General features: G+C 71.5%; 15 protein-coding genes and 2 pseudogenes. 6 read left to right on the top strand and 11 right to left on the bottom strand.

Annotated elements, in window-relative coordinates; translation table 11 throughout:
* The first annotated feature begins 261 nt into the window (after positions 1-261).
* From ACXKR8_RS34755 to ACXKR8_RS34745, 3 genes are all read left to right on the top strand, one after another.
* Complete coding sequence (locus ACXKR8_RS34755; RefSeq protein WP_458275165.1) at positions 262-2,715, top strand: DNA gyrase/topoisomerase IV subunit A; 2,454 nt, start codon at positions 262-264, stop codon at positions 2,713-2,715.
* A gap of 257 nt (positions 2,716-2,972) precedes the next feature.
* Positions 2,973-3,674, top strand: coding sequence for a DUF6082 family protein (locus ACXKR8_RS34750; protein ID WP_458268521.1), 702 nt, complete (start codon positions 2,973-2,975; stop codon positions 3,672-3,674).
* Positions 3,675-3,810: 136 nt separating this feature from the next.
* A complete protein-coding gene (locus tag ACXKR8_RS34745) occupies positions 3,811-4,047 on the top strand; it encodes a hypothetical protein (RefSeq protein ID WP_458268520.1) in 237 nt (78 codons plus the stop codon).
* Between the two features lie 14 nt (positions 4,048-4,061).
* On the opposite strand, the gene ACXKR8_RS34740 is transcribed toward ACXKR8_RS34745, so the two are convergent.
* Both ACXKR8_RS34740 and ACXKR8_RS34735 read right to left on the bottom strand, forming a co-directional pair.
* On the bottom strand, positions 4,062-4,847 hold the full coding sequence (locus ACXKR8_RS34740; RefSeq protein ID WP_462099958.1) for an IucA/IucC family C-terminal-domain containing protein: 786 nt from the start codon (positions 4,845-4,847) through the stop codon (positions 4,062-4,064).
* A pseudogene (locus tag ACXKR8_RS34735) lies at positions 4,729-5,571 on the bottom strand (IucA/IucC family protein); the annotation flags it as partial. The gene ACXKR8_RS34740 and the pseudogene ACXKR8_RS34735, both read right to left, overlap by 119 nt.
* Before the next feature lie 194 nt (positions 5,572-5,765).
* Between ACXKR8_RS34735 and ACXKR8_RS34730 the strand changes: the two are divergent.
* Entirely contained in the window at positions 5,766-7,292 is a 1,527-nt protein-coding gene (locus tag ACXKR8_RS34730; RefSeq protein ID WP_458268518.1) for an IucA/IucC family protein, read from the top strand.
* A 37-nt stretch (positions 7,293-7,329) separates the two neighbouring features.
* Positions 7,330-8,223, top strand: coding sequence for a sucrase ferredoxin (locus ACXKR8_RS34725; protein ID WP_458268517.1), 894 nt, complete (start codon positions 7,330-7,332; stop codon positions 8,221-8,223).
* 199 nt (positions 8,224-8,422) lie between these two features.
* Here ACXKR8_RS34725 and ACXKR8_RS34720 read toward each other — a convergent pair.
* From ACXKR8_RS34720 to ACXKR8_RS34695, 6 genes and pseudogenes are all read right to left on the bottom strand, one after another.
* A pseudogene (locus tag ACXKR8_RS34720) lies at positions 8,423-10,023 on the bottom strand (solute symporter family protein).
* Complete coding sequence (locus ACXKR8_RS34715; protein ID WP_458268515.1) at positions 10,020-10,607, bottom strand: DUF485 domain-containing protein; 588 nt, start codon at positions 10,605-10,607, stop codon at positions 10,020-10,022. The pseudogene ACXKR8_RS34720 and the gene ACXKR8_RS34715 overlap by 4 nt, the downstream one beginning before the upstream one ends.
* A gap of 212 nt (positions 10,608-10,819) precedes the next feature.
* Complete coding sequence (locus tag ACXKR8_RS34710) at positions 10,820-11,551, bottom strand: response regulator (protein WP_458268514.1); 732 nt, start codon at positions 11,549-11,551, stop codon at positions 10,820-10,822.
* Positions 11,552-11,579: 28 nt separating this feature from the next.
* The gene (locus tag ACXKR8_RS34705; protein WP_458268513.1) at positions 11,580-12,758 is read right to left on the bottom strand and encodes a sensor histidine kinase; all 1,179 of its coding nucleotides are present in this window, start codon (positions 12,756-12,758) and stop codon (positions 11,580-11,582) included.
* Positions 12,759-12,803: 45 nt separating this feature from the next.
* Positions 12,804-13,289, bottom strand: a complete 486-nt coding sequence (locus tag ACXKR8_RS34700; protein ID WP_458268512.1) for a DUF1453 domain-containing protein — start codon at positions 13,287-13,289, stop codon at positions 12,804-12,806.
* 178 nt (positions 13,290-13,467) lie between these two features.
* Entirely contained in the window at positions 13,468-15,594 is a 2,127-nt protein-coding gene (locus ACXKR8_RS34695; RefSeq protein ID WP_458268511.1) for a DNA gyrase/topoisomerase IV subunit B, read from the bottom strand.
* A gap of 529 nt (positions 15,595-16,123) precedes the next feature.
* Between ACXKR8_RS34695 and ACXKR8_RS34690 the strand changes: the two genes are divergently transcribed.
* On the top strand, positions 16,124-16,354 hold the full coding sequence (locus ACXKR8_RS34690) for a DUF7455 domain-containing protein (RefSeq protein WP_123500679.1): 231 nt from the start codon (positions 16,124-16,126) through the stop codon (positions 16,352-16,354).
* A gap of 227 nt (positions 16,355-16,581) precedes the next feature.
* Here ACXKR8_RS34690 and ACXKR8_RS34685 read toward each other — a convergent pair whose 3' ends face one another.
* The 3 genes from ACXKR8_RS34685 to ACXKR8_RS34675 form a co-directional block, all read right to left on the bottom strand.
* Entirely contained in the window at positions 16,582-17,385 is an 804-nt protein-coding gene (locus tag ACXKR8_RS34685; RefSeq protein ID WP_458275164.1) for a S1 family peptidase, read from the bottom strand.
* 283 nt (positions 17,386-17,668) lie between these two features.
* Entirely contained in the window at positions 17,669-19,315 is a 1,647-nt protein-coding gene (locus ACXKR8_RS34680) for an RNA polymerase sigma factor (protein WP_458268510.1), read from the bottom strand.
* A gap of 284 nt (positions 19,316-19,599) precedes the next feature.
* Entirely contained in the window at positions 19,600-20,562 is a 963-nt protein-coding gene (locus ACXKR8_RS34675) for a FadR/GntR family transcriptional regulator (protein ID WP_458268509.1), read from the bottom strand.
* Positions 20,563-20,655: the final 93 nt, after the last annotated feature.

The raw sequence follows: 20,655 nt of genomic DNA, 5'->3' as shown, positions 1-20,655 counted from the left end.
AGCTGCTGCGTGCCTCATTGTGGTCCAACACAAGTCCAACGAAAGACCGTCCCTGACTGTGCTGATGTTCGCTGCAAGCGTTCTTCCCAGGTCCGTACGGCCGCCCTGTCGCGGGACTGTCGGTGGGAGGGGCCACAATGGGGGCCCGTAGCCTTCACCGCCCCACGTGGTTACGTCCCGCAGAAGTCCGCAGCAGTCCGCAGCAGTCCGCAGAAGTCACACCCGCAAATAGTTCCGTGAGTGCAAGGGAGCCCCGCCGCGATGGCCCGCCGCAGTTCGCAGACCCCGCCGCCCGAGGATTTCGAGGAGCGGATCCTCGACATCGACGTCGTGGACGAGATGCAGGGCTCCTTCCTGGAGTACGCCTACTCGGTGATCTACTCCCGGGCGCTCCCCGACGCCCGGGACGGCCTCAAGCCGGTCCACCGCCGGGTGCTCTACCAGGCCAATGAGATGGGCCTGCGCCCCGAGCGGTCGCATGTGAAGAGCGCCCGCGTGGTGGGCGAGGTGATGGGCCGGCTGCACCCGCACGGCGACGCCTCGATCTACGACACCCTGGTCCGGATGGCGCAGCCGTTCTCGATGCGGCTGCCGCTGATCGACGGCCACGGCAACTTCGGCTCGCTGGGCAACGACGACCCGCCGGCCGCGATGCGCTACACCGAGGCCAAGCTCGCCGCCGCGTCGATGGCGATGGTGGAGTCGATCGACGAGGACACCGTCGACTTCGCCCCCAACTACGACGGCAGCGAGCAGGAGCCCAGCGTCCTGCCGGCCGCCTTCCCGAACCTGCTGGTCAACGGGTCGTCAGGGATCGCCGTCGGCATGGCCACCAATATGCCGCCGCACAACCTGGTCGAGGTGGTGGCGGCCGCCCGGCATCTGATCAAGCACCCGGGCACCGACCTGGACACCCTGATGCGCTTCGTCCCCGGGCCCGACCTGCCGACCGGCGGCCGGATCGTCGGGCTCAGCGGGATCAGGGACGCCTACGAGAGCGGCCGCGGCACCTTCAAGATCCGCGCCAAGGTGACGGTGGAGGACGTCACCCCGCGCCGCAAGGGCCTGGTGGTGACCGAGCTCCCCTACACGGTGGGCCCGGAGAAGGTCATCGCCAAGATCAAGGACCTGGTCAACGCCAAGAAGCTGCAGGGCATCTCGGACGTCAAGGACCTGACCGACCGCTCGCACGGGCTGCGCCTGGTCATCGAGGTGAAGAACGGCTTCGTGCCGGAGGCCCTGCTGGAGCAGCTCTACAAGCTGACCCCGCTGGAGGAGTCCTTCGGCATCAACAACGTCGCCCTGGTCGACGGCCAGCCGCTGACGCTGGGCCTGAAGGAGCTGCTGGAGGTCTACGTCGACCACCGCTTCGAGGTGGTCAGGCGGCGCTCCGACTTCCGCCGCCGCAAGCGCCAGGAGCGGCTGCACCTGGTCGAGGGCCTGCTGGTGGCCCTGATCGACATCGACGAGGTCATCCGGATCATCCGCGGCAGCGACAACACCGCGATGGCCAAGGAACGCCTGATGGAGCACTTCGGGCTGTCCGAGACGCAGACCCTCTACATCCTGGAGACCCCGCTCCGCCGGCTCACCCGCTTCGACCAGGTCGAGCTGGAGGCCGAGCAGGACAAGCTGCAGACCGAGATCCAGGCGCTGACCGAGATCCTGGAGTCGGACACCCTGCTGCGCAAGGTCGTCTCCGACGAGCTGGGCGCGGTCGCGAAGAAGTTCGGCACCGAGCGGCGCACGGTGCTGCTGGAGGCCGGCGCGGTGGCCGCCGCGGCGGTGCCGCTGGAGGTCGCGGACGACCCCTGCCGGGTGCTGCTGTCCTCGACCGGGCTGCTGGCCAGGACCTCCGACGAGGTCCAGCCGACGGACGGCGACAGCGGCCGGGCCAGGCACGACGTGGTGGTGTCCGCGGTGCTGGCGACGGCCCGCGCCGACATCGGCGCGGTGACCTCGGCCGGACGGGTGCTGCGGCTGCCGGTGATCGACCTGCCGTCGCTGCCGCCGAGCTCCAGCGCTCCGGTGCTCTCCGGCGGGGCGCCGGTCTCCGAGTTCCTGAAGCTGGACGCGGGCGAGAAGGTGCTCGCGCTGACCACCCTGGACGAGGCCTCGGCCGGCCTGGCGCTGGGCACCGAGCAGGGCGTGGTCAAGCGGGTGGTGCCGGACTGGCCGGAGAACAAGGACGAGTTCGAGGTGATCGGCCTGCGCGACGGCGACCGGGTGGTCGGCGCGATCGAGCTGCGCACCGGGGAGGAGGAGCTGGTCTTCATCAGCTCCGACGCCCAGCTGCTGCGCTTCCAGGCGACCCAGGTCCGCCCGCAGGGGCGCCCGGCCGGGGGCATGGCCGGGATCAAGCTGACGGACGGCGCCCGGGTGCTCTCCTTCACGGCCGTGGACGCCGCCGTGGACGCGGTGGTGGTGACCGTGGCCGGCTCCACCGACGCGCTGGACGGCCTCGGCGGCCTGGGCACGGCCAAGGCCACCCCGTTCGACCAGTACCCGCGCAAGGGGCGGGCCACCGGCGGGGTGCGCTGCCAGCGCTTCCTGCGCGGCGAGGACAAGCTGGTGCTGGCCTGGGCCGGGGCCGCCCCGGCCCGCGCCGCCACCGCCAACGGCTCCCCCGCCGAACTCCCCGGCCGCGACCCCCGCCGCGACGGCTCCGGCGTCCCCCTGGCCAAGGAGATCGCCGCGGTCGCCGGGCCGGCCTAGCCGCTTGACGTGGCGTCAGCTGGGGGTGGCCGGGCTCCGGCCACCCCCAACTGACGCATCATCATCTGGCGTCACCTGTCCAGACCACCGACCATGAACCAGCACGTCGCCGTCGTTTCCGACGCGCCCCGCCGGGCATCACAGGGGGGAGGCGTCGGGGCGAACCGTCTCACCCCTGGTGCCCTTGGCGGGTCGGCCAGCGTTGTCCGGCAGCCATGCGCAGCACATCCACCCAGGCGCAGGGATCGGGGTCGCCCATGGACAACGGCGAGCGCAGCGGAAAAGCGCTGTGGCGGAGCTTCGGAAGGGCCGTGGCCGCGCTGGCCATCCTCACAGTGGTCATCCTGGCCTGCGTGGCGCTCAGCGGCTGGATGGACCGGATGGTCGAGCTGTCCTGGGGCGGCACTCCCAGAGCGGTGCAACTCGGTGAAATCGGACAGTACTTCGAGGCCGTGAGTGCGGTCTTCTCCGGACTCGCCCTGCTTCTGGTGATCGGGAACACCATCCTGCAGAGGCGTGAACTCCATTCCCAGCGGCAGGAGTTGGCGCTACAACGGGCAGTGATGCAGGATTCCGGCACCCAGCTGCGCCGCAGCGCCGAAGCGGATCTGCGCGCCCTGCACATGCAACTGCTCCGGATGAGCATCGACGACCCCGAACTGGCAGAGGTGTGGGGCGACTTCGCCGTCGGACCGCCGGAACGCCGGCGACAGACCATCTACGCGAACCTGATCTTCTCGCACTACTTCCTGAACCACCGGCTCGGCATCGTCGACGACGACGAGGTCCGCGGGCACCTCCGAATCCTGGCCCGGAGCCCGGCCTTCCGCGAGTACTGGCACATCTCGGCCGAGAGCCGGGCCGTGCTCGCCCAGGACTCGGACGAGCGCCGTTTCGGGCGGCTCGTCGACGAGGTCATGGAATCCAGCGGCGATCCCCCTGACCTGCATGTCGCCTGAAGGGCGTCAATGCGCCGCTGGGAGATTGAGCCATTCCGGCACACCTTTCACTCACGAGTGTTACGGTCACTCAGATTCGGAACCTCAGCTGCTGAAATGACCAGCGAGGTTGTCGGTCACGTACGAGGGAACACCGTTGTTCATTACACGCCGAATCGGCGCGTCGCCCCGCCAGCGCGGGAGCCTGTCCGGATCAAGCTGCCCGGACATCTTCGAACTGTCCGACGGCCGTTTCGCCGTGATCGGCACGGAAATGACGGACAGTCTTGACGGTCTGCTCCCCGCGGACGCCAGTCGGGCCGACTATGAGCGCATCGTGGTGATCACCCGCGACACCCTGATCCGCGCCAAGGCCGACATCCCCGACGTCTGAGGCTCGACACCGCGTCAGCAGGCCAGCGGGTTGGCCAGCGGTACGTACGCCGAGTCGCCGCCGTCCGCGGCGGTCCAGCGGAGCAGCAGGTTGGTCTTGGCCGGGACGGTCGCCGCCGCCAGCAGGTCGGCGACCTCCCGGTGGTCGGCGTAGCCGGCGAAGACCGGGCGGGCCAGCGGCCACAGCGCGGGGGCGACGCCGGGGCGGTGTTCCGCGACCGCGCCGGCGATCTCCAGCAGATGGTTCGTCACCAGGCAGTACACCAGCCGTTTCCAGCCGTCGGCGGCGGAGAGCCCGGGGGTCGGCAGGTCCGGGCCGAAGGCTGCCAGCAGCTCGCCGTGCTGCTCCTGCAGGAGCTTGACGCCCTCGTGGTCGCGGAACACCGCGCGGTCGGGGAATCCGTCCCGGTCCATCCCCACCAGCACGTTCTGCAGATGGCTCTCCAGCACCACGCCGTGCCGCAGATAGGCGTGCAGCACCGGCGGCACCACCTGCTCGACGTAGCGGCGCCACCAGCGGAGCGCCGCCGCGTCGTCCGCCAGCCGGTCCAGCGGGCTGCCGGGGAAGCCCTCGCTGAGCCCGGCGGCGAGCAGCGGACGGTCGCCGGGGCCGCCGAACCCCGCCCCTGACCAGCACAGCGAACGCCTCGTAGCCGTCCTCGCCGCCGATCGCCGCCGTGCGGTAGCCGTGGTCGGAGAGCATCGAGGCGCCGGCCGGGGCGTCCCCGAAGGTCTTCGCCAGCACCTCGTCGACGGACAGCAGCCAGCGCAGGTCGCGCCGCCACAGCCGCCGGATGTCATTGGTGATCCGGACATCCAGGCTGAACTTCAGAAAGAGGTCGGCGTCCGGCAGGTACACCGTGCGGACCGAGGAGGTGGCCCAGGCGCGCTCCCGGGTCGGGCCGAGGACCCGCAGCCGTCCGTCGCCCAGGGCGGGCCCCAGGGCGGGGTGGCGGTCCAGCAGCCGGAGCTGCCAGGGGTGTGCGGGCAGGATCCGGAAGCCCTCCGGCGCCTGCCCGCCCCACAGCTCGTCCAGGACGGTGCTGTCGCCCTCCCCGGTGAGCAGGTCCTCGCGCACGGCCAGCAGTGTCAGCGGAAAGGCCGCGTACGCCTCCGGCGCGTACGGCAGCCACGCTTCCGGCGGGCCGCCGCCCCGGGTCTTGGCGGCGGGGTGCTGCCGGTGGCCGGCGACCAGGGCCTGCTCGGAGCGCAGGAACAGGTCCGCGGGCGGTGCCCGCCGTTCGCGGGCGGCCAGCAGCTCGGCGATCACGTCCCGGCTGTCGGCGATCTCCCCCGCCAGGGTGCTGTTGTCCGTCCCGGTACGGGCCCGCAGCTCCCACGCGGCGACGGCGAACAGCCCGTCCAGCGAGAGCGGCCGGGAGGCGCCGGAACCGGAGACCAGCGCCGGACGGCTGGGCCAGCGCCCGGGGCCGACCGTCAGCCGCTGCCCGGTGGCGGGCAGCAGCAGGCCCCCGCCCTCGGCCACGGCCAGCTCCCGGACCACGCAGTTGAGCAGCGCCGTCATCGCCAGGGCGTCCGCCCGCCCGCTGTTCCCGCTCATCCCGCCGACCTCTCCCCAGCTGCGATGTTCCGGCCCTTGGACCAGTCTCCTGCGGTGATCCACCGCAAACCCTGGGTATGACCTGACTCATGCCTGCCGATCCGGATTCGCCGGAGAGCCCCATGGAACCGGAGCGCCCCGTGGAACCGGAGACCCCCGTGGAATCCTCCAGGGAAACCGCCTTCGCCGACGAGCTGGGCGCGGTCCGCCCCGACCTCGTCCCCGGCTTCCGGCAGGCCCTGCCGGGGGCCCGGGCCGCCGTGCTGGCCAGGCTGTGGCGCTCGCTGCGGTTCGAGCGGCTGCCCGGCGCCGACCAGTACCGGCTGCGCGGCCCCGAGGTGCGCGGCTACGACGTGGGCGCGCCCAAGGACGAGTTCGCGGTGTGGGCGGACGGCCGCCGCTTCACCCGTCCCGACCGGCTGGTCACCGCGCTGGGACTGACCGGCGGCGAGGGCTTCGCCGCCGAGCTGGAGCACAGTGCGGTCTCGCTGGCGCTCTCCCGCGCCGGGGCGCTCCCCCGAACGGATGAAAGCCTGGTCGGCTACGAGCAGAGCGTGGTAGATGGCCACCCGTACCACCCCTGCTGCCGCAGCCGTCCCGGCTTCACCGTGGCCGACCAGCTGGCCTATGCGCCGGAGCACCGGCCGGTGGTGGATCTCGGCCTGGTGCCGCTCGCCCCGTCGGCCTGCACGGTCGTCGGCGACTGGCCGGAGTCGCTCCGGGACGACCGGGGCCGGCTGCTGCTGCCGGCCCATCCCTGGCAGCTCAGGGAGGTGCTGCCGGGGCTCGGTTTCCCGGCCGCCACGGGCACCCTGGCCGCGGATCCGCTGATGGCGGTGCGGACGCTGGCACCGATCGGCGGCGGTCCGCACATCAAGACCTCGCTGTCGCTGCGGATGACCTCCTCGGTGCGGGACATCTCCGGCAGCTCGGTACTGAACAGTGCCGCCCTGTCGGCGCTGCTGGCCGCCGTGACCGACCGGCTCGGCGGCGCTCTGCTGATCACCCGCAACCTGGCCGCAGCCGCCGGTCACCTCGCGGTCGCGGCCGGCTCGGGCCCCGCGCTCAGCCCGGATCTCGCGGTGCTGCTGCGCGAGTCCCCCGAGGTCCACGCCGGACCGGGCGAGCGGGTGGTGCCGCTGGCGGCGCTCAGCACCGTGCCCGGCGACCCGGTGCGCTGGACCGCCGACCTGGCCCGGCTGCTCTGGCCGCCGCTGCTGCGACTGCTGTCCTGGGGGGTGGCCCTGGAGGCGCACGGCCAGAATCTGCTGGTGGTGCTGGACCCGCGGGGCCGGCCGCAGCGGCTGGTCTACCGGGATCTCGCCGACGTCAGGGTGAGCCCGGTCCGGCTGGCCGCGATCGGGCTGCGCCCGGTCGGCCTCGGCGGACACGTCCTGGACGACGACCCGGTGGCGCTGCGCCGAAAGCTGTTCGGTTCGCTGCTGGGCGGCGGCCTCAGCAGCCTGGTCGCCCAACTGGGCGGCGGCGTCCGCCCGGTGGAGGACGCACTGTGGGCGGCGGTGGCCGCGGCCGCCCGGGAGGCGGCCGACGTGCTGCTCCCGGAGGACCGGCGGGCGCTGCTGGAGCAGCCGCTTCCGGTCAAAGCGCTGAGCCTGATGCGGCTGGCCGGGCAGCCCTCCGGCGACCAGTGGACCCTGCTGCCCAACCCCCTTGCAGCAATCTGAGGCGGAAATTGAGGCCGGTAAGGCTAACCTTGCTCGAGTGAGCACCTGCACCACCCTGTCAAGGGAACTGATTGAGCCAATGAGCGGCACAGCCGCCACCGGCGCCACCTGGCTGCTGCTGGAGCAGCCGGGCCCCTGGGGTGCCAAGGCCCTCACCCAGAGCCACCTGGACCCGGCGACCGGCCGGGCCCTGGAGGCCCGGGCCAAGGGCACCGACCTCCGGATCGCGCTGATCCGCCGTCCCGGACGCCATGCCGACGCCCCGCCCGCGCCGAGCCGCCAGGTCTACCTCGCGCACACCGGGCCCGGCCGCTCCTGGGTCCGCGAACTGGTCCTGGACGACCCGGCGGAGCTGCTGACGTGCGACTTCGCCGCGCTGGCCGCGGGCGACCACGGCGGCTTCGGCCGGGAGTACCAGGGCGAGCCGCTGGCGCTGGTGTGCACCAACGGCCGCCGGGACCGCTGCTGCGCGCTGCTCGGACGCCCGCTGGCCGCCGAACTGGCCGCCAGCGGCCACACCCAGGTCTGGGAGGTCACCCACCTGGGCGGCCACCGCTTCTCCCCCACCATGCTGGTGCTGCCGTACGGCTTCGCGTACGGGCGGATGTCCGCGCACACCGCCAAGGAGATCCTGGAGGCCACCAGGGAGGGGCGGATGGTCCCCGAGTGGTGCCGGGGCCGCTCCTACTGGGACCGCCCGGGACAGGCCGCCGAACTCGCCGTGCGCGAGCAGATCGGCGAGGACCTGGCCGAGGCGCTGACGGTCAGCCAGCTCCCGTCCGGGGAGGACGCCTGGTCGGTCACGGTCACCCACACCGACGGCCGCAGCTGGACCGTGCAGGTGCACCGCAGCGCCGCCGAACCGGCCCGCTCGGAGAGCTGCCTGAAGCTCCCCACCAACCCGGACCGCTACGACGTGACCTCGACATAGCGGACGAAAGCAGCCGACCGGGAGAGGGCCGAAGTGCCCACGCCGGACCGGTACCGGCGTTATCCTGAAACCGCCTCCGGGCGCGCCTCCCCCGTCGCGCCCGGAGGCCTCGTCGTCTCCGGCCTGCTGTGTCCTGGCCTCACCGACTGCGGGCCTCACCGGCTCCGGGGCCTCGCCGGCTGCGAGGCCGCCCGCCGGCTCACACCGCGCCGGCCCCGGTGAGCGAGCGCACCTCCAGCTCCGCGTAGGCGTCCGGATCGGCCCGCTCGCGTGAGCTGACCGTGCCCAGCCAGCCGAAGAGGAAGCCGCAGGGGATCGAGACGATCCCCGGGTTCTGCAGCGGGAACCAGTGGAAGTCCACCCCGGGGAAGATCGCGGACGGGCTGCCCGAGACGATCGGCGAGAAGACCACCAGCACCAGCGCCGGAACCAGGCCGCCGTAGATGGCCCAGGTCGCGCCACGGGTGGTGAAGCGCCGCCAGAAGAGGTTGAACAGCAGCGCCGGGAGGTTGGCCGAGGCCGCCACCGCGAAGGAGATCCCCACCAGGAAGGCCACATTGAGCTTCTGCGCGTAGAGGCTGAGCACGATCGCCAGCGCGCCGATCACCACCGCGGCGATCCTGGCCACCACCACCTCCTGGTGCTCGGTGGGCGGCTCCTCGTCCGGGTGGCGGAACGCCCTGGCCCACAGGTCGTGGGCGAAGGAGGCCGAGGAGGCCAGGGTGAGGCCGGCCACCACGGCCAGGATGGTGGCGAAGGCCACCGCCGAGGTCAGCGCGAACAGGATCGCCCCGCCATTGCTGCCGGCCCCGCCGCCGAGGATCTCCGACAGCAGCGGCACGGCGGTGTTGCCCGCCTCGTTGGAGGCCTTCACCGCCGTCGCGCCCACCAGCGCCGCGGCGCCGAGACCGAGGATGATGGTCATCAGGTAGAACGAGCCGACCAGCCCGATCGCCCACATCGCCGAACGCCGGGCCGCCCGCGCCGTGGGCACGGTGTAGAAGCGGGCCAGGATGTGCGGCAGACCGCCGGTGCCCAGCACCAGCGCGATGCCCAGGCTGACGAAGTCCAGCCGGTCGGTCGCGCTGCCGCCGTACTTGCGCCCGGGCTCCAGGTAACTGTGGCCGTAGCCGCTGCCGGTGGCGGCGGAGCGGGCGAGCGTCCCCAGATCGCCGTGGAACCGGATCAGCACCAGCACGCACAGCCCGAGCGTGCCGGTCATCAGCAGCACGCATTTGACGATCTGGATCCAGGTGGTCGCCTTCATCCCGCCGACGGTCACATAGACCACCATCAGCGCGCCCACCCCGATGATCGCCCAGGCCCTGGCCTGGCTCGAGTGCAGCCCGAGCAGCAGCGACACCAGACTGCCCGCGCCCACCATCTGCGCCAGCAGGTAGAACAGCGACACCACGATCGAGGAGATCCCGGCCGCCGCCCGCACCGGGCGCTGCCGCATCCGCATCGCCAGCACATCGCCCATGGTGTAGCGGCCGCAGTTGCGGACCAGCTCGGCGACCAGCATCAGCACCACCAGCCAGGCCACCAGGAAGCCGATGGTGTAGAGCAGGCCGTCGTAGCCGTAGAGCGCGATCAGACCGGTGACGCCGAGGAACGAGGCCGCCGACATGTAGTCGCCGGAGATGGCGAAACCGTTCTGCAGAGGACTGAAGTCGCGGCCCCCCGCGTAGAAGTCCTCGCCGCGCGGTTGCGGCGCCCGGCCCAGGCGGTGATGCCCAGGGTGACCACGACCACCACCACGAACAGCACGGTGGCGAGGTTGTGCGGACCCCCGCTCACCGGAGCCGGTCCTGGGTCTCCCAGCGCAGGCCGAGCGCCATGCGGTCCCTTCGGTCGCGGGCGTGCCGGGCGTAGAGCCAGGTGATCAGGAAGGTGCTGGCGAACTGCAGCAGGCCCAGCACCCAGGCGATGTTGAAGGGGCCGGCGACCTGCTGGTCCATCAGCTTGGGCAGGGTGACCGCGGCGACGATGTAGAGCAGGTACCAGACCAGGAAGGCAGCACAGGCCGGGAAGACGAAGCTGCGGTACTCACGGCGGATCTCCTGGAACTCCTCCCCCGCCTGGACGTTGCGGTACACCGCGGCGGCGGACTCCGCCGGGGGCGGCTCGGGGCCGGGGTCCGGGGCCGCGGCCTCGGGTTCGACGGCCCCGACCGCTTCGGCCTCGACCTCGGCCTCGGCCTCGACCTCCGCTTCAACCCCGGCCCCGGCCTCCGCCCCGGTCTCCGTCTCCGCTTCGACCAGCTCCGCGACGACGGTCACGGCCTCGGCCGGCTCCGCCGCGCGGGCGACCCGCTGTTCCGGCGCCGCCCACCAGTCGAATGCCCCGCCCTGGTCCTCCCCCGGCCCACCCCCTGCGGGCATCCCTTCGTGCGGCGCCGACGGTTCCTGCTCCGTGGACGTCGATGTGGGTTCCCGATGTCTCAACAACTGTGCTCCCGCGTCGATGGAGTGACGGGAGCCCCCTGTCGTGCCTGAGAGTGTCTCGACTGACCCGCCGCCTCCAGGATGGTCAGCGGACCGCGCTCCTGGGGTCCGGTGTGCGGACGTTCACTCCATCAGGTGATGTCGCCGGTTCACCCGTGTCGGGAGAGCCCGTGCCGGTACGCGTAACCGACCGCCTGGGCCCGGTCCCTGACTCCGGTCTTGGCGAAGAGGTTGTTGATGTGGGTCTTGACCGTGGCCATGCTGACGAACAGCCTGGCGGCGATCTCCGCGTTGGAGAGGCCCTCCGCGATCAGCCCGAGCACCTCCGCCTCACGCACCGTCAGACCGTCCGGCAGAGCCGCTGCCGGGGCCAGTGCCGGTGCCGGTGCCGGTGCCACGGCAGGAACGGACGCCGGTGCCGGTGCCGGAGCGGGTGCCGGTGTCGACGAGGGGGCGGCCAGCCGTTCCAGCAGCCGGGCCTGGATCCGCGGTGACAGCCCGGCCGCGCCGGACCGGACGTCGGTGATGGCCCGGGCGATCTCCTCCGCCCCGGCGTCCTTGGTCAGATACCCCCGCGCGCCCGCCTCCAGCGCCGGGAACAGCGAGTCGTCGTCGGCGTAGGTGGTCAGCACCACCACCTCGGTGCCCGGCTGGGCGGCGCGGATCCGCCGGGTCGCCTCCACCCCGTCGCAGCGCGGCATCCGCAGGTCCATCAGCACCACGTCGGGCCGCCGTTCGGCGGCGAGCGCCACCGCCTCCTCGCCGTCCGCCGCCGCCCCGACCACCTCGATCCCCGGCAGCAGCCCGAGCAGCATCACAATGCCCTCACGCACCACCTTCTGGTCGTCCGCGACCAGGACCGTTACCGCCTTCTCGCTCATACGGCCACCCTAGGGCCGGCGCCGGCGCTCAGGGAGCGGGTATGCAGGGCGCGGGGACGGTCAGCAGCACCCGGAAGCCCTCCGGCTCGGGCCCGGCGACCAGGGAGCCGCCGAGCAGCTCGGCACGTTCGCGCATCCCGAGCAGCCCGAGGCCGCTGCCGGCCGTCGCCAGGTCCGAGCCCGGGGCGTCCTCCGACGCGCTGTTCACGATCTCCAGCTCGACCGCGGCGTCGAGGTACGCCAGCCGGAGCGCGCAGGCCGCGCCGGGGGCGTGCTTGCGCACATTGGTCAGCGCCTCCTGCGCCGTGCGCCGCACCGCGACCCCCGCCTCGGCGTCCAGCGGACGGGGCAGCCCCTCCACCGCCAGCGTGGCGTTCGGCAGTTGCTCGACCAGTTCCTTGAGGTAGTCGCCGACCGGGGCGAAGTCCCCGCGCAGCGCGGACAGGGCCTGCCGGGTCTCGGCCAGGCCGTCCTGGGCCATCCGCCGGGCGGCGACGATGCGTTCGCGCAGCTGCTCCCGGTCGGCCCCGGCGTCCAGCATCACTCGCGCGGCCTCCAGGTGGACCAGCTGCGCGGAGAGGCTGTGCGCCAGCACGTCGTGGATCTCCCGGGCGATCCTGGCCCGCTCGGCCAGCGCCGCCGACTCCGCCTCGGCGGTCCTGGCCGCCCGCTCCTGCTGCAGCAGCCGCTGGGTGGCGCCCCGGGCCTCCCAGTCCAGCCGGCCGACATAACCGAGCACTCCGAGGCCGAAGATCACCGCCGCGTTCCCCACCCAGGAGCCGGGATGCGGCACCACCAGCAGGAACAGCAGCGTGGACAGGGCGGTGGTCGGCACCGCGACCACCAGCGGCAGCCGCTGGGTGCTGCCCATGGCGATGCAGCAGATCAGGATGATCCCAATCAGCGGAGCACCGTTCACCGTTGCGAACAGTGCTTCCACCAGCACCAGCGTCAGCAAGCCGAGCGAGCGTTCGATCCGCCGCTGCGGCACTGTGTGCAGAAACGCCCAGAACCCGACCATCCCGATCACGGCGATCAGGGCCACCAGCCACTTCTGGGCGCCGGTGAGATCGCTCTGCACATAGGTGGTCCACAGCGCGGCGCCCAGACCGAGGTAGCGGGCCCCGATGCCGACAAAGCGCCGGGGGGCGGCCACGCCGTCCCGCTTCAGCGCCTCGGCCGAGGGCCAGTCGGTCCAGTTGTCCACTGCGTTCCTGTTCGTCCGTCCGCCCGCCACTCAGCCTGCGGCAACTCAGCTCGCGGCAACACCGTACGACGGGCCGACCTCGCGGGCCCGCCAGGTCACCACCGCCTTGCGCACCAGCAGCACCGCGGCCAGCGACAGCAGCAGCGCACCCTGCCCGGTCGCGATCCCCAGCCCGCCGGCCACGACATAGAGCAGGACCCGGACCAGGATCATGCCGGTCCAGGCGAAGCCCGTTGCCTTGGTTCCCTTGTACCAGACGGCACCGGAGGCATCGCGCCAGATCCGGGTGGTGAAGCCCCAGGCGAAGCCCATCCCCACCTCCAGCACGATGCTGACCACCAGCAGCGCGGCAGCGGCGTCCTTGTGGGCCGGGTCCACCAGGTTGCCGTTCTTGAAGGCCAGCACCGCGAGGAGGGCGGGGACGATCAGCATCTTGCGGCCGTCCTCGCTCACCCGCCGCGCCTTGAACTGACGGGCGACGACATAGACGACCACCACCACGACCAGTGCGACGTTCGCTGTGCTGTTCATGACCTGCTCCCCGCTGGATGTCCGCTTCCTACGCCTCAGAATCTACGGATCCATGCAGTTCACAGCCTCGGAGCAGGGGTGGAAGCGCAGATGGAGAAGGCCCTCCACCCGGGGGTGGAGGGCCTTCTCCGAGCGCCTTCTCGGAGCGCCTTCTCGGAGCGCTGCGGGAGGGCGCTGCTCAGGCGTCGATGCGGGAGCGGTCCATCAGCGCCGCCGAGTCCACGATGAACTCCTTGCGGGGCGCGACGTCATTGCCCATCAGCAGGTCGAACACCCGCTCGGAGGCCTCCAGGTCGCCGACGTTGATCCGGCGCAGGGTGCGGTGCCGGGGGTCCAGCGTGGTCTCCGCCAGCTGGTCCGCGTCCATCTCGCCGAGGCCCTTGTAGCGCTGCACCGGCTCCTTCCAGCGCTGTCCCTTGCGCTGCAGCTCCAGCATGGCGTTCCGCAGCTCGCTGTCGGAGTAGGTGTAGACGTACTTGTCCTGGCCCTTGCGCGGGTTGGTCAGCTCGATCCGGTGCAGCGGCGGCACCGCCGAGAACACCCGCCCGGCCTCGATCATCGGGCGCATGTAGCGCTGGAACAGCGTCAGCAGCAGGGTCCGGATGTGCGCGCCGTCGACATCGGCGTCGGCCAGCAGCACGATCTTGCCGTAGCGGGCCTGGTCGATGTCGAAGGTCCGGCCCGACCCCGCTCCTATCACCTGGATGATCGCGGCGCACTCGGCGTTCTTGAGCATGTCCGAGACCGAGGCCTTCTGGACGTTGAGGATCTTGCCCCGGATCGGAAGCAGCGCCTGGAACTCGGAGTTGCGGGCCACCTTGGCGGTGCCCAGCGCGGAGTCTCCCTCGACGATGAACAGCTCGCTGCGGTCCACGTCGTCGCTGCGGCAGTCGGCCAGCTTGGCCGGGAGCGAGCTGGTCTCCAGCGCGGTCTTCCGGCGCTGGGCCTCCTTGTGCTGCCGGGCGGCGACCCGGGTCCTGGCGGCCGCGACCACCTTCTCCATCACCGCGCGGGCCTGCGCCTTGTCGTCCCGCTTGGTGGAGGTCAGATAGGCCTTGAGCTCCTTGGCGACCACGGCGGCGACGATCCTGGTCGCGGCCGAGGTGCCCAGGATCTCCTTGGTCTGGCCCTCGAACTGCGGCTCGGCCAGCCGGACCGTGACCACGGCGGTGAGGCCCTCGGTGGCGTCGTCCTTGGTGATGTCGTCCTCGGCCACCCGCAGCAGCTTGGCGGAGCGCAGCGCCTCGCCGAGGGTCTTGGTGAGCGAACGTTCGAATCCGGCCACATGGGTGCCGCCCTTGGGGGTGGCGATGATGTTGACGAAGGAGCGCAGGGTGGTGTCGTAGCCGGTGCCCCAGCGCAGCGCGATGTCGACGCCCAGCTCGCGGGTGACCTCGGTGGCGGTCATGTGGCCGACCTCGTCGAGGACCGGGACGGTCTCCTTGAAGCTGCCGGTGCCCTGCAGCCGCAGGGTGTCGCAGACGGCCTTGTCGGGGGCCAGGAAGTCGCAGTACTCGGCGACGCCGCCGTCGAAGCGGAAGGTCTGCTCGTCGCTGGGCGCCCCGTTCAGGGCGCGGTCGTCACGGACCACGATGGTCAGCCCGGGGACCAGGAAGGCGGTCTGCCGGGCCCGGGCGTGCAGGCCCTCCAGGGAGAGGGCGGCGTCCTTGAGGAAGATCTGCCGGTCGGCCCAGTAGCGGATCCTGGTCCCGGTGCGGCCGCGCGGGGCCTTCTTGGTCCTGGTGAGGCCGTTGGCAGCGGTGAAGGGGGTGTCCGGGCCCTCGCCGGCGAAGCCGCCGGGGGTGCCGCGGCGGAAGCTGATGGCGTGGGTGTGGCCGGTGCGGTCGACCTCGACGTCCAGCCGGGCCGACAGGGCGTTGACCACCGAGGCGCCGACGCCGTGCAGGCCGCCGGAGGCCGCGTAGGAGCCGCCGCCGAACTTTCCGCCGGCGTGCAGCTTGGTCATCACGACCTCGACGCCGGAAAGACCGGTCTTGGGCTCGACGTCCACCGGGATGCCGCGGCCGTTGTCCCGCACCTCGACCGAGTTGTCGGCGTGCAGCATGACCTCGATCCGGTCGCAGTGGCCGCCCAGGGCCTCGTCGACGGAGTTGTCGATGATCTCCCAGAGGCAGTGCATCAGCCCGCGGCTGTCGGTGGAGCCGATGTACATGCCAGGCCGTTTACGGACGGCCTCGAGCCCTTCCAGGACGAGGAGGTGCCGCGCGGTGTAGTTGGAACCGTCGCTGGTGGAACTCACGCCGCCCCGGAGGGCGGCGGTCGGCACGGTCGTTTCGGCGGTCACGCGCGTACTACTCCTCGTAGTCGGGTCCTGCTCGGGTCCTGCTGGGCGCTGCTTCGGGTTCGTCTCGGATGGTGGTCGATCATCGTTTCGCCGCTACGCGGAGGGCGAACACGGGTCAATTCCCTGGCTCCTGGTGCGGGTGCCAGTGCACCATGGCGTCAATGGTGCCGGGATGCAGGTTACCGGTGCTCGGGGCAGGGCTTCTGCTCCGACCTGATCGCCGCTTATGGTACGCGTAACTCGTACGGGTGTTCGAAACCACGAACGAGTGACGCACATGCCATAGTCGGCAGCAGGCATGAACCATTGAAGCTCGGGGCACGTCCTCTCCAACAAGAGAAAAACTCCACGTGCAGAGGATGCACCCGAGACTCCCCTTCGCCTCCCGGCAAGGGACCCCCTTCCCGGCTCAACGGCCGGGCCGACCCGCACCCAGCGACACAAAAGAAAAGCCGCGAGCGGGAACGTTTTCGGCCTGGTTGGATGTTGACCCTGGTACGACAGCTCGTCGAGCTAGAGAAGAGGCGACGTGACTACAGTTCTGACCCCCGCGAGCCCGCTGACCGCAGCTGACCGCTGCGACCGGTGCGGCGCCCAGGCCTACCTGCGCGTTGTGCTGGCATCCGGCGGCGAGCTGCTCTTCTGCGCTCACCACGGCCGCAAGTTCGAGCCGGAGTTGAAGAAGATCGCAGCTGAGATACAGGACGAGACCGGCCGGCTGACGGCCGCCCCCGCCTCTACGGGCGAAGAGGATCACTGAGGCGCTCCACCGGGCTGCGCTAGAGGCAGCCCCGACGACGAGCTGAACAACGCCAGCAGGCCGGGCGGTGACCGAGAGGTTGCCGCCCGGCCTGTGTCGTATCTCACACAACTCCAGCTCACTCACCGTCAGCTCACGCCCTGTCAGCTGACGGCCCCCGGCCCTCCGGGCCTCAGAGCCGCCACAGAGCCGGGTCAGAGCTGCCTGAGTGCCGCCACAGAGCCGCCTCAGAGCTGCTGCCGCACCGTGTCCGCCATCGCGGCGAGCCGGGTGTAGACGCCGGGATGCCCTGCCTCGGCGCAGCCCGTGCCCCAGGAGACCAGGCCCACCAGCCTGCCGTCGACCACCAGCGGTCCACCGCTGTCGCCCTGGCAGGCGTCCTTGCCGCCGGTGCGCTGCTCGCCCGCGCAGACCATGGTCCGCGCCTGGAACGTGCCGTCCGGGCCGCCGGGGTAGTCCCGCGCGCACACGCTGTTGCTGATCATCGGCAGCTGCACCGCGTGCAGGTCGAACGGGTACTGCCCGCTGCCCGAGGTGTCGCCCCAGCCGTAGACCGTCGCCGTGGTCCCGGCCAGGTACGGGGCCGTCGCGCCCTGGGCCACCAGCGGGAGCACCGCCCGTCCGGTCTGCGGCACGGCCAGGGTGAGCACCGCCACGTCCCAGGTGTTGCTGCTCATCGAGTAGTCCGGGTCCACCCACACCCCGGACACCGGGACCTCGGTCCCGTCCGAGCCCGACAGGTCGGTCCGCCCGACGACCACCTTGAGGTCCGGGCGGTTCGCCGGACGCATGGTCGACTCGTCGTAGAGGCAGTGCGCCGCGGTGACCACCTTGGTCGGGGAGACCAGCGTCCCGCCGCAGAACTGCCCCGAGCGGGAGTCCCCGTAGACGGAGCGGCTGGCCAGGGCGACCATCCAGGGCTGCCGCCCGGTGTCGGTGGGGCTGCCGCCGATGATGCGCAGCTCCTGCCCGGAGGCCGGGGACGGCGCCTGCAGCACCACCGCCGCGGGCAGCGCGGCGAGCAGCACCAGCACCGCCCTGCGCCCGCCCCTCCGCGCCCCCGCCGCCGAACCGGCACCCTCCGCCGCACGCCTGTTGACCGCCACCCGTCGCCTTCCGCCGCTGCTGCTGCCGCTGCTCAACAGCCGCACATGAATGCCACTCAGCGTAGGCGGGCGATCACCTCAGGTGCCCGATCGGCGCGCCCGCAACCGGCCCGGCACATCCCTTCGAGGAGTGAAGGCGGGCGCGAAAGGGCCGGGGGCCGGAGCGCGTACGCTCCGGCCCCCGGCCTGGTGTCGTGCCGGCTGTCGACTAGTCGAGGTAGTCGCGCAGGACCTGCGAGCGGGACGGGTGGCGCAGCTTGGACATGGTCTTGGACTCGATCTGGCGGATCCGCTCGCGGGTCACGCCGTAGACCTTGCCGATCTCGTCCAGGGTCTTGGGCTGGCCGTCGGTCAGGCCGAAGCGCATCGAGACCACGCCGGCCTCGCGCTCGCTCAGTGTGTCCAGCACCGAGTGCAGCTGCTCCTGGAGCAGGGTGAAGCTGACCGCGTCGGCGGGGACCACGGCCTCGGAGTCCTCGATCAGGTCGCCGAACTCGCTGTCGCCGTCCTCGCCGAGGGGGGTGTGCAGGGAGATGGGCTCGCGGCCGTACTTCTGGACCTCGACCACCTTCTCCGGGGTCATGTCGAGTTCCTTGGCCAGCTCCTCCGGCGTGGGCTCGCGGCCCAGGTCCTGGAGCATCTGGCGCTGCACCCGAGCCAGCTTGTTGATGACCTCGACCATGTGCACCGGGATGCGGATGGTGCGGGCCTGGTCGGCCATGGCGCGGGTGATCGCCTGCCGGATCCACCAGGTCGCGTAGGTGGAGAACTTGTAGCCCTTGGTGTAGTCGAACTTCTCGACCGCGCGGATCAGGCCGAGGTTGCCCTCCTGGATCAGGTCCAGGAAGAGCATGCCGCGTCCGGTGTAGCGCTTGGCCAGCGAGACCACCAGCCGGAGGTTGGCCTCCAGCAGGTGGTTCTTGGCGCGGCGGCCGTCCTCGGCGATGATCTCCAGCTCGCGCTTGAGCTTGGGGGCCAGCTTGTCGGCGGCGGCGAGCTTGTCCTCTCCGAAGAGGCCGGCCTCGATCCGCTTGGCGAGCTCGACCTCCTGCTCGGCGTTGAGCAGCGGGACCTTGCCGATCTGCTTGAGGTAGTCCTTGACCGGGTCGGCAGTGGCGCCGGCCACGGCGACCTGCTGGGCCGGGGCGTCGTCCTCGTCGTCGTCGGAGAGGGTGAAGCCCTTGGTCTCCTCCTCGCCCTCGGCGACCTCGCCCTCGGCCTTGGCGGGCCGGTCGTCCTCGAGCGCCTCGTCCTCGGTGCCGGGATCCTCGTCGGTCTTGGCCTTGCCGGCGGCGGTCTTCTTCGCCGCGGTCTTCTTGGCCGGGGCCGCCTTCTTGGCGACGGCCTTCTTCACAGCCGCCTTCTTCGCCGGGGCAGCCAGCCCGTCGACGATCGACGCGGATCCGTCGAAGTCCTGCGCCTGGGCCTGGGACGAGCCCGCGTCGGCCTGGGCCGCCGCGCTCGTGGTCGTCACCGCGGCGGCACGGGGAGCGGCGGGCCGGGTCGTGGTGGTGGTGGTCGTGGTGTTCGGAGCAGAGCTGCGCGAGGACACAGCCTTGGTCGCGGTCGCCTTGGTCGCGGTGCTCTTCGCGGCGACGCTCTTCCGGGTGCGCTTGGAGGCGGAGGAATCCGCCGCGGCGCTCACCATCAGCGTCACACCCTCCTCGTCGAGGACCTGGTTGAGGCTGCGCATGACGTTCTTCCACTTGGTGACCGGGATCTGGTCCACCTCGAAGGCGTGGCGCACGTCATCGCCGGCGATCTGCCCCTGTGCCTTACCCCGCTCGATGAGTGCCATCAGCGCGGTGGACTCGGCGATTTCGGGGGGGAGCGAACGGGATGTGCTGGCCGACACGAACAACCTCTCGGATGTGAGTGAACAGAAACCGACCCGTTCAGCGGGGCGGTCTCTGGAAACTGCGGGACGTGATGACGGGCAACCGAAAGTGCGGCCACCCCCGTAGACATCGCTGCCGACGGAGAAGTGTTACGCCTTCCTTTCGTGGTGCAGGTCACAATCCCCAACGCGCAACGGCGGACGGCCATTCCGGCAAAGGAAGGTTCGTGCCGGAGGCCGCCGCCCCGTCGGGGACGGCGGCCTCCTCGGAAGGGTCCACCCAGTGTGCCTGGCGGGTGCGGTCAGTGCTCGCGCGGGGCCGGAACCACGTGGTCGACCTCGGGGTGGACGGTGAGCAGGGCGCGCATCGCGGCCTCCGCCGCCGTGCCGTCGCCGGTGCCCAGGGCCTCCACCAGGCGGGCGTGCAGCCCGACCGAGGGCTCGGAGGGGCGCTCGCAGGCGGTGATCGGGCTCCCGGAGACGGTGAGCGCCGAGCCGACGATGCCGGCCAGGTGCTCCAGCATCCGGTTTCCGGCCAGCTCCAGCAGCAGGGCGTGGAACTCGCTGTCGGCGCGGCTGAAGGTGACCTGGTCGGCCTGGCCGACGGCGTGGCCCATGATCTCGGTCATGTCGACCATGCGCTGGTGGATCTCGTCCCGGCCGTGGCCGGCGGCCAGCCGGGCGGCGAGGGGTTCGATGGCCCAGCGCAGCTCGAACAGCTCGCGGCGCTGGCTGTCGCGCTGCGGGCCGTAGGCGCGCCACTCGATGATGTCCGGGTCGAGCAGGTTCCAGTCGGAGACCGGGCGGACCCTGGTCCCCACATTGGGACGGGCGCTGACCAGGCCCTTGGCCTCGAGGACGCGCAGCGACTCGCGGACGACGGTGCGGGACACCTCGAAGCGCTGGCCGATCTCCTCGGGGACCAGCGGGCGGTCGGCCCCGAGGTCGCCGGAGACGATCATCTGTCCGAGCTGCTGGACGAGCTGGCCGTGCAGGCCCCGGCCGCGGCTGCCGGCCGCGCGGCGGCCGACCCGGCCGAGCTCGGGTTCCGGGCTGTCCCAGTGCAGCGAGGGGCCGGGCGCGCCGCGCTCGGGAAAGGCACGGTCGGCGGTGCGTTCGCCGACGGGGAAGCGGTCGAGATCGCCCGCGCCGGTGCGGGAGGTCTCGGCCAGACGGGCGGTGGTCATCGGGGGATGCGCAACGGTACTCACGTCTCCTTTGTCGGCGATGCCGGGCCCCGCCTTAAGGACTTTCGTGAAAAGCACACGAAAGGGTGATCGCCCGTCATTGCACAATTGACGCCAAAGCATGATTTCCCGCACAAAACAGTCAGGTATCCGCGCGTTGCGCACTACTGA

This window comes from Streptacidiphilus sp. PAMC 29251 (assembly GCF_054208735.2).
Note: the sequence above shows the minus strand (reverse complement) of the source record. Positions and strands in the feature narration are given on the sequence as shown.

Bases quoted from the DNA above. Each gene is read 5' to 3' on its own strand.
- ACXKR8_RS34755 (WP_458275165.1), top strand. From the start codon at position 262: ATGGCCCGCCGCAGTTCGCAGACCCCGCCGCCCGAGGATTTCGAGGAG.
- ACXKR8_RS34750 (WP_458268521.1), top strand. From the start codon at position 2,973: ATGGACAACGGCGAGCGCAGCGGAAAAGCGCTGTGGCGGAGCTTCGGA.
- ACXKR8_RS34740 (WP_462099958.1), bottom strand. From the start codon at position 4,847: ATGACATCCGGCGGCTGTGGCGGCGCGACCTGCGCTGGCTGCTGTCCG.
- ACXKR8_RS34715 (WP_458268515.1), bottom strand. From the start codon at position 10,607: ATGCCCGCAGGGGGTGGGCCGGGGGAGGACCAGGGCGGGGCATTCGAC.
- ACXKR8_RS34710 (WP_458268514.1), bottom strand. From the start codon at position 11,551: ATGAGCGAGAAGGCGGTAACGGTCCTGGTCGCGGACGACCAGAAGGTG.
- ACXKR8_RS34700 (WP_458268512.1), bottom strand. From the start codon at position 13,289: ATGAACAGCACAGCGAACGTCGCACTGGTCGTGGTGGTGGTCGTCTAT.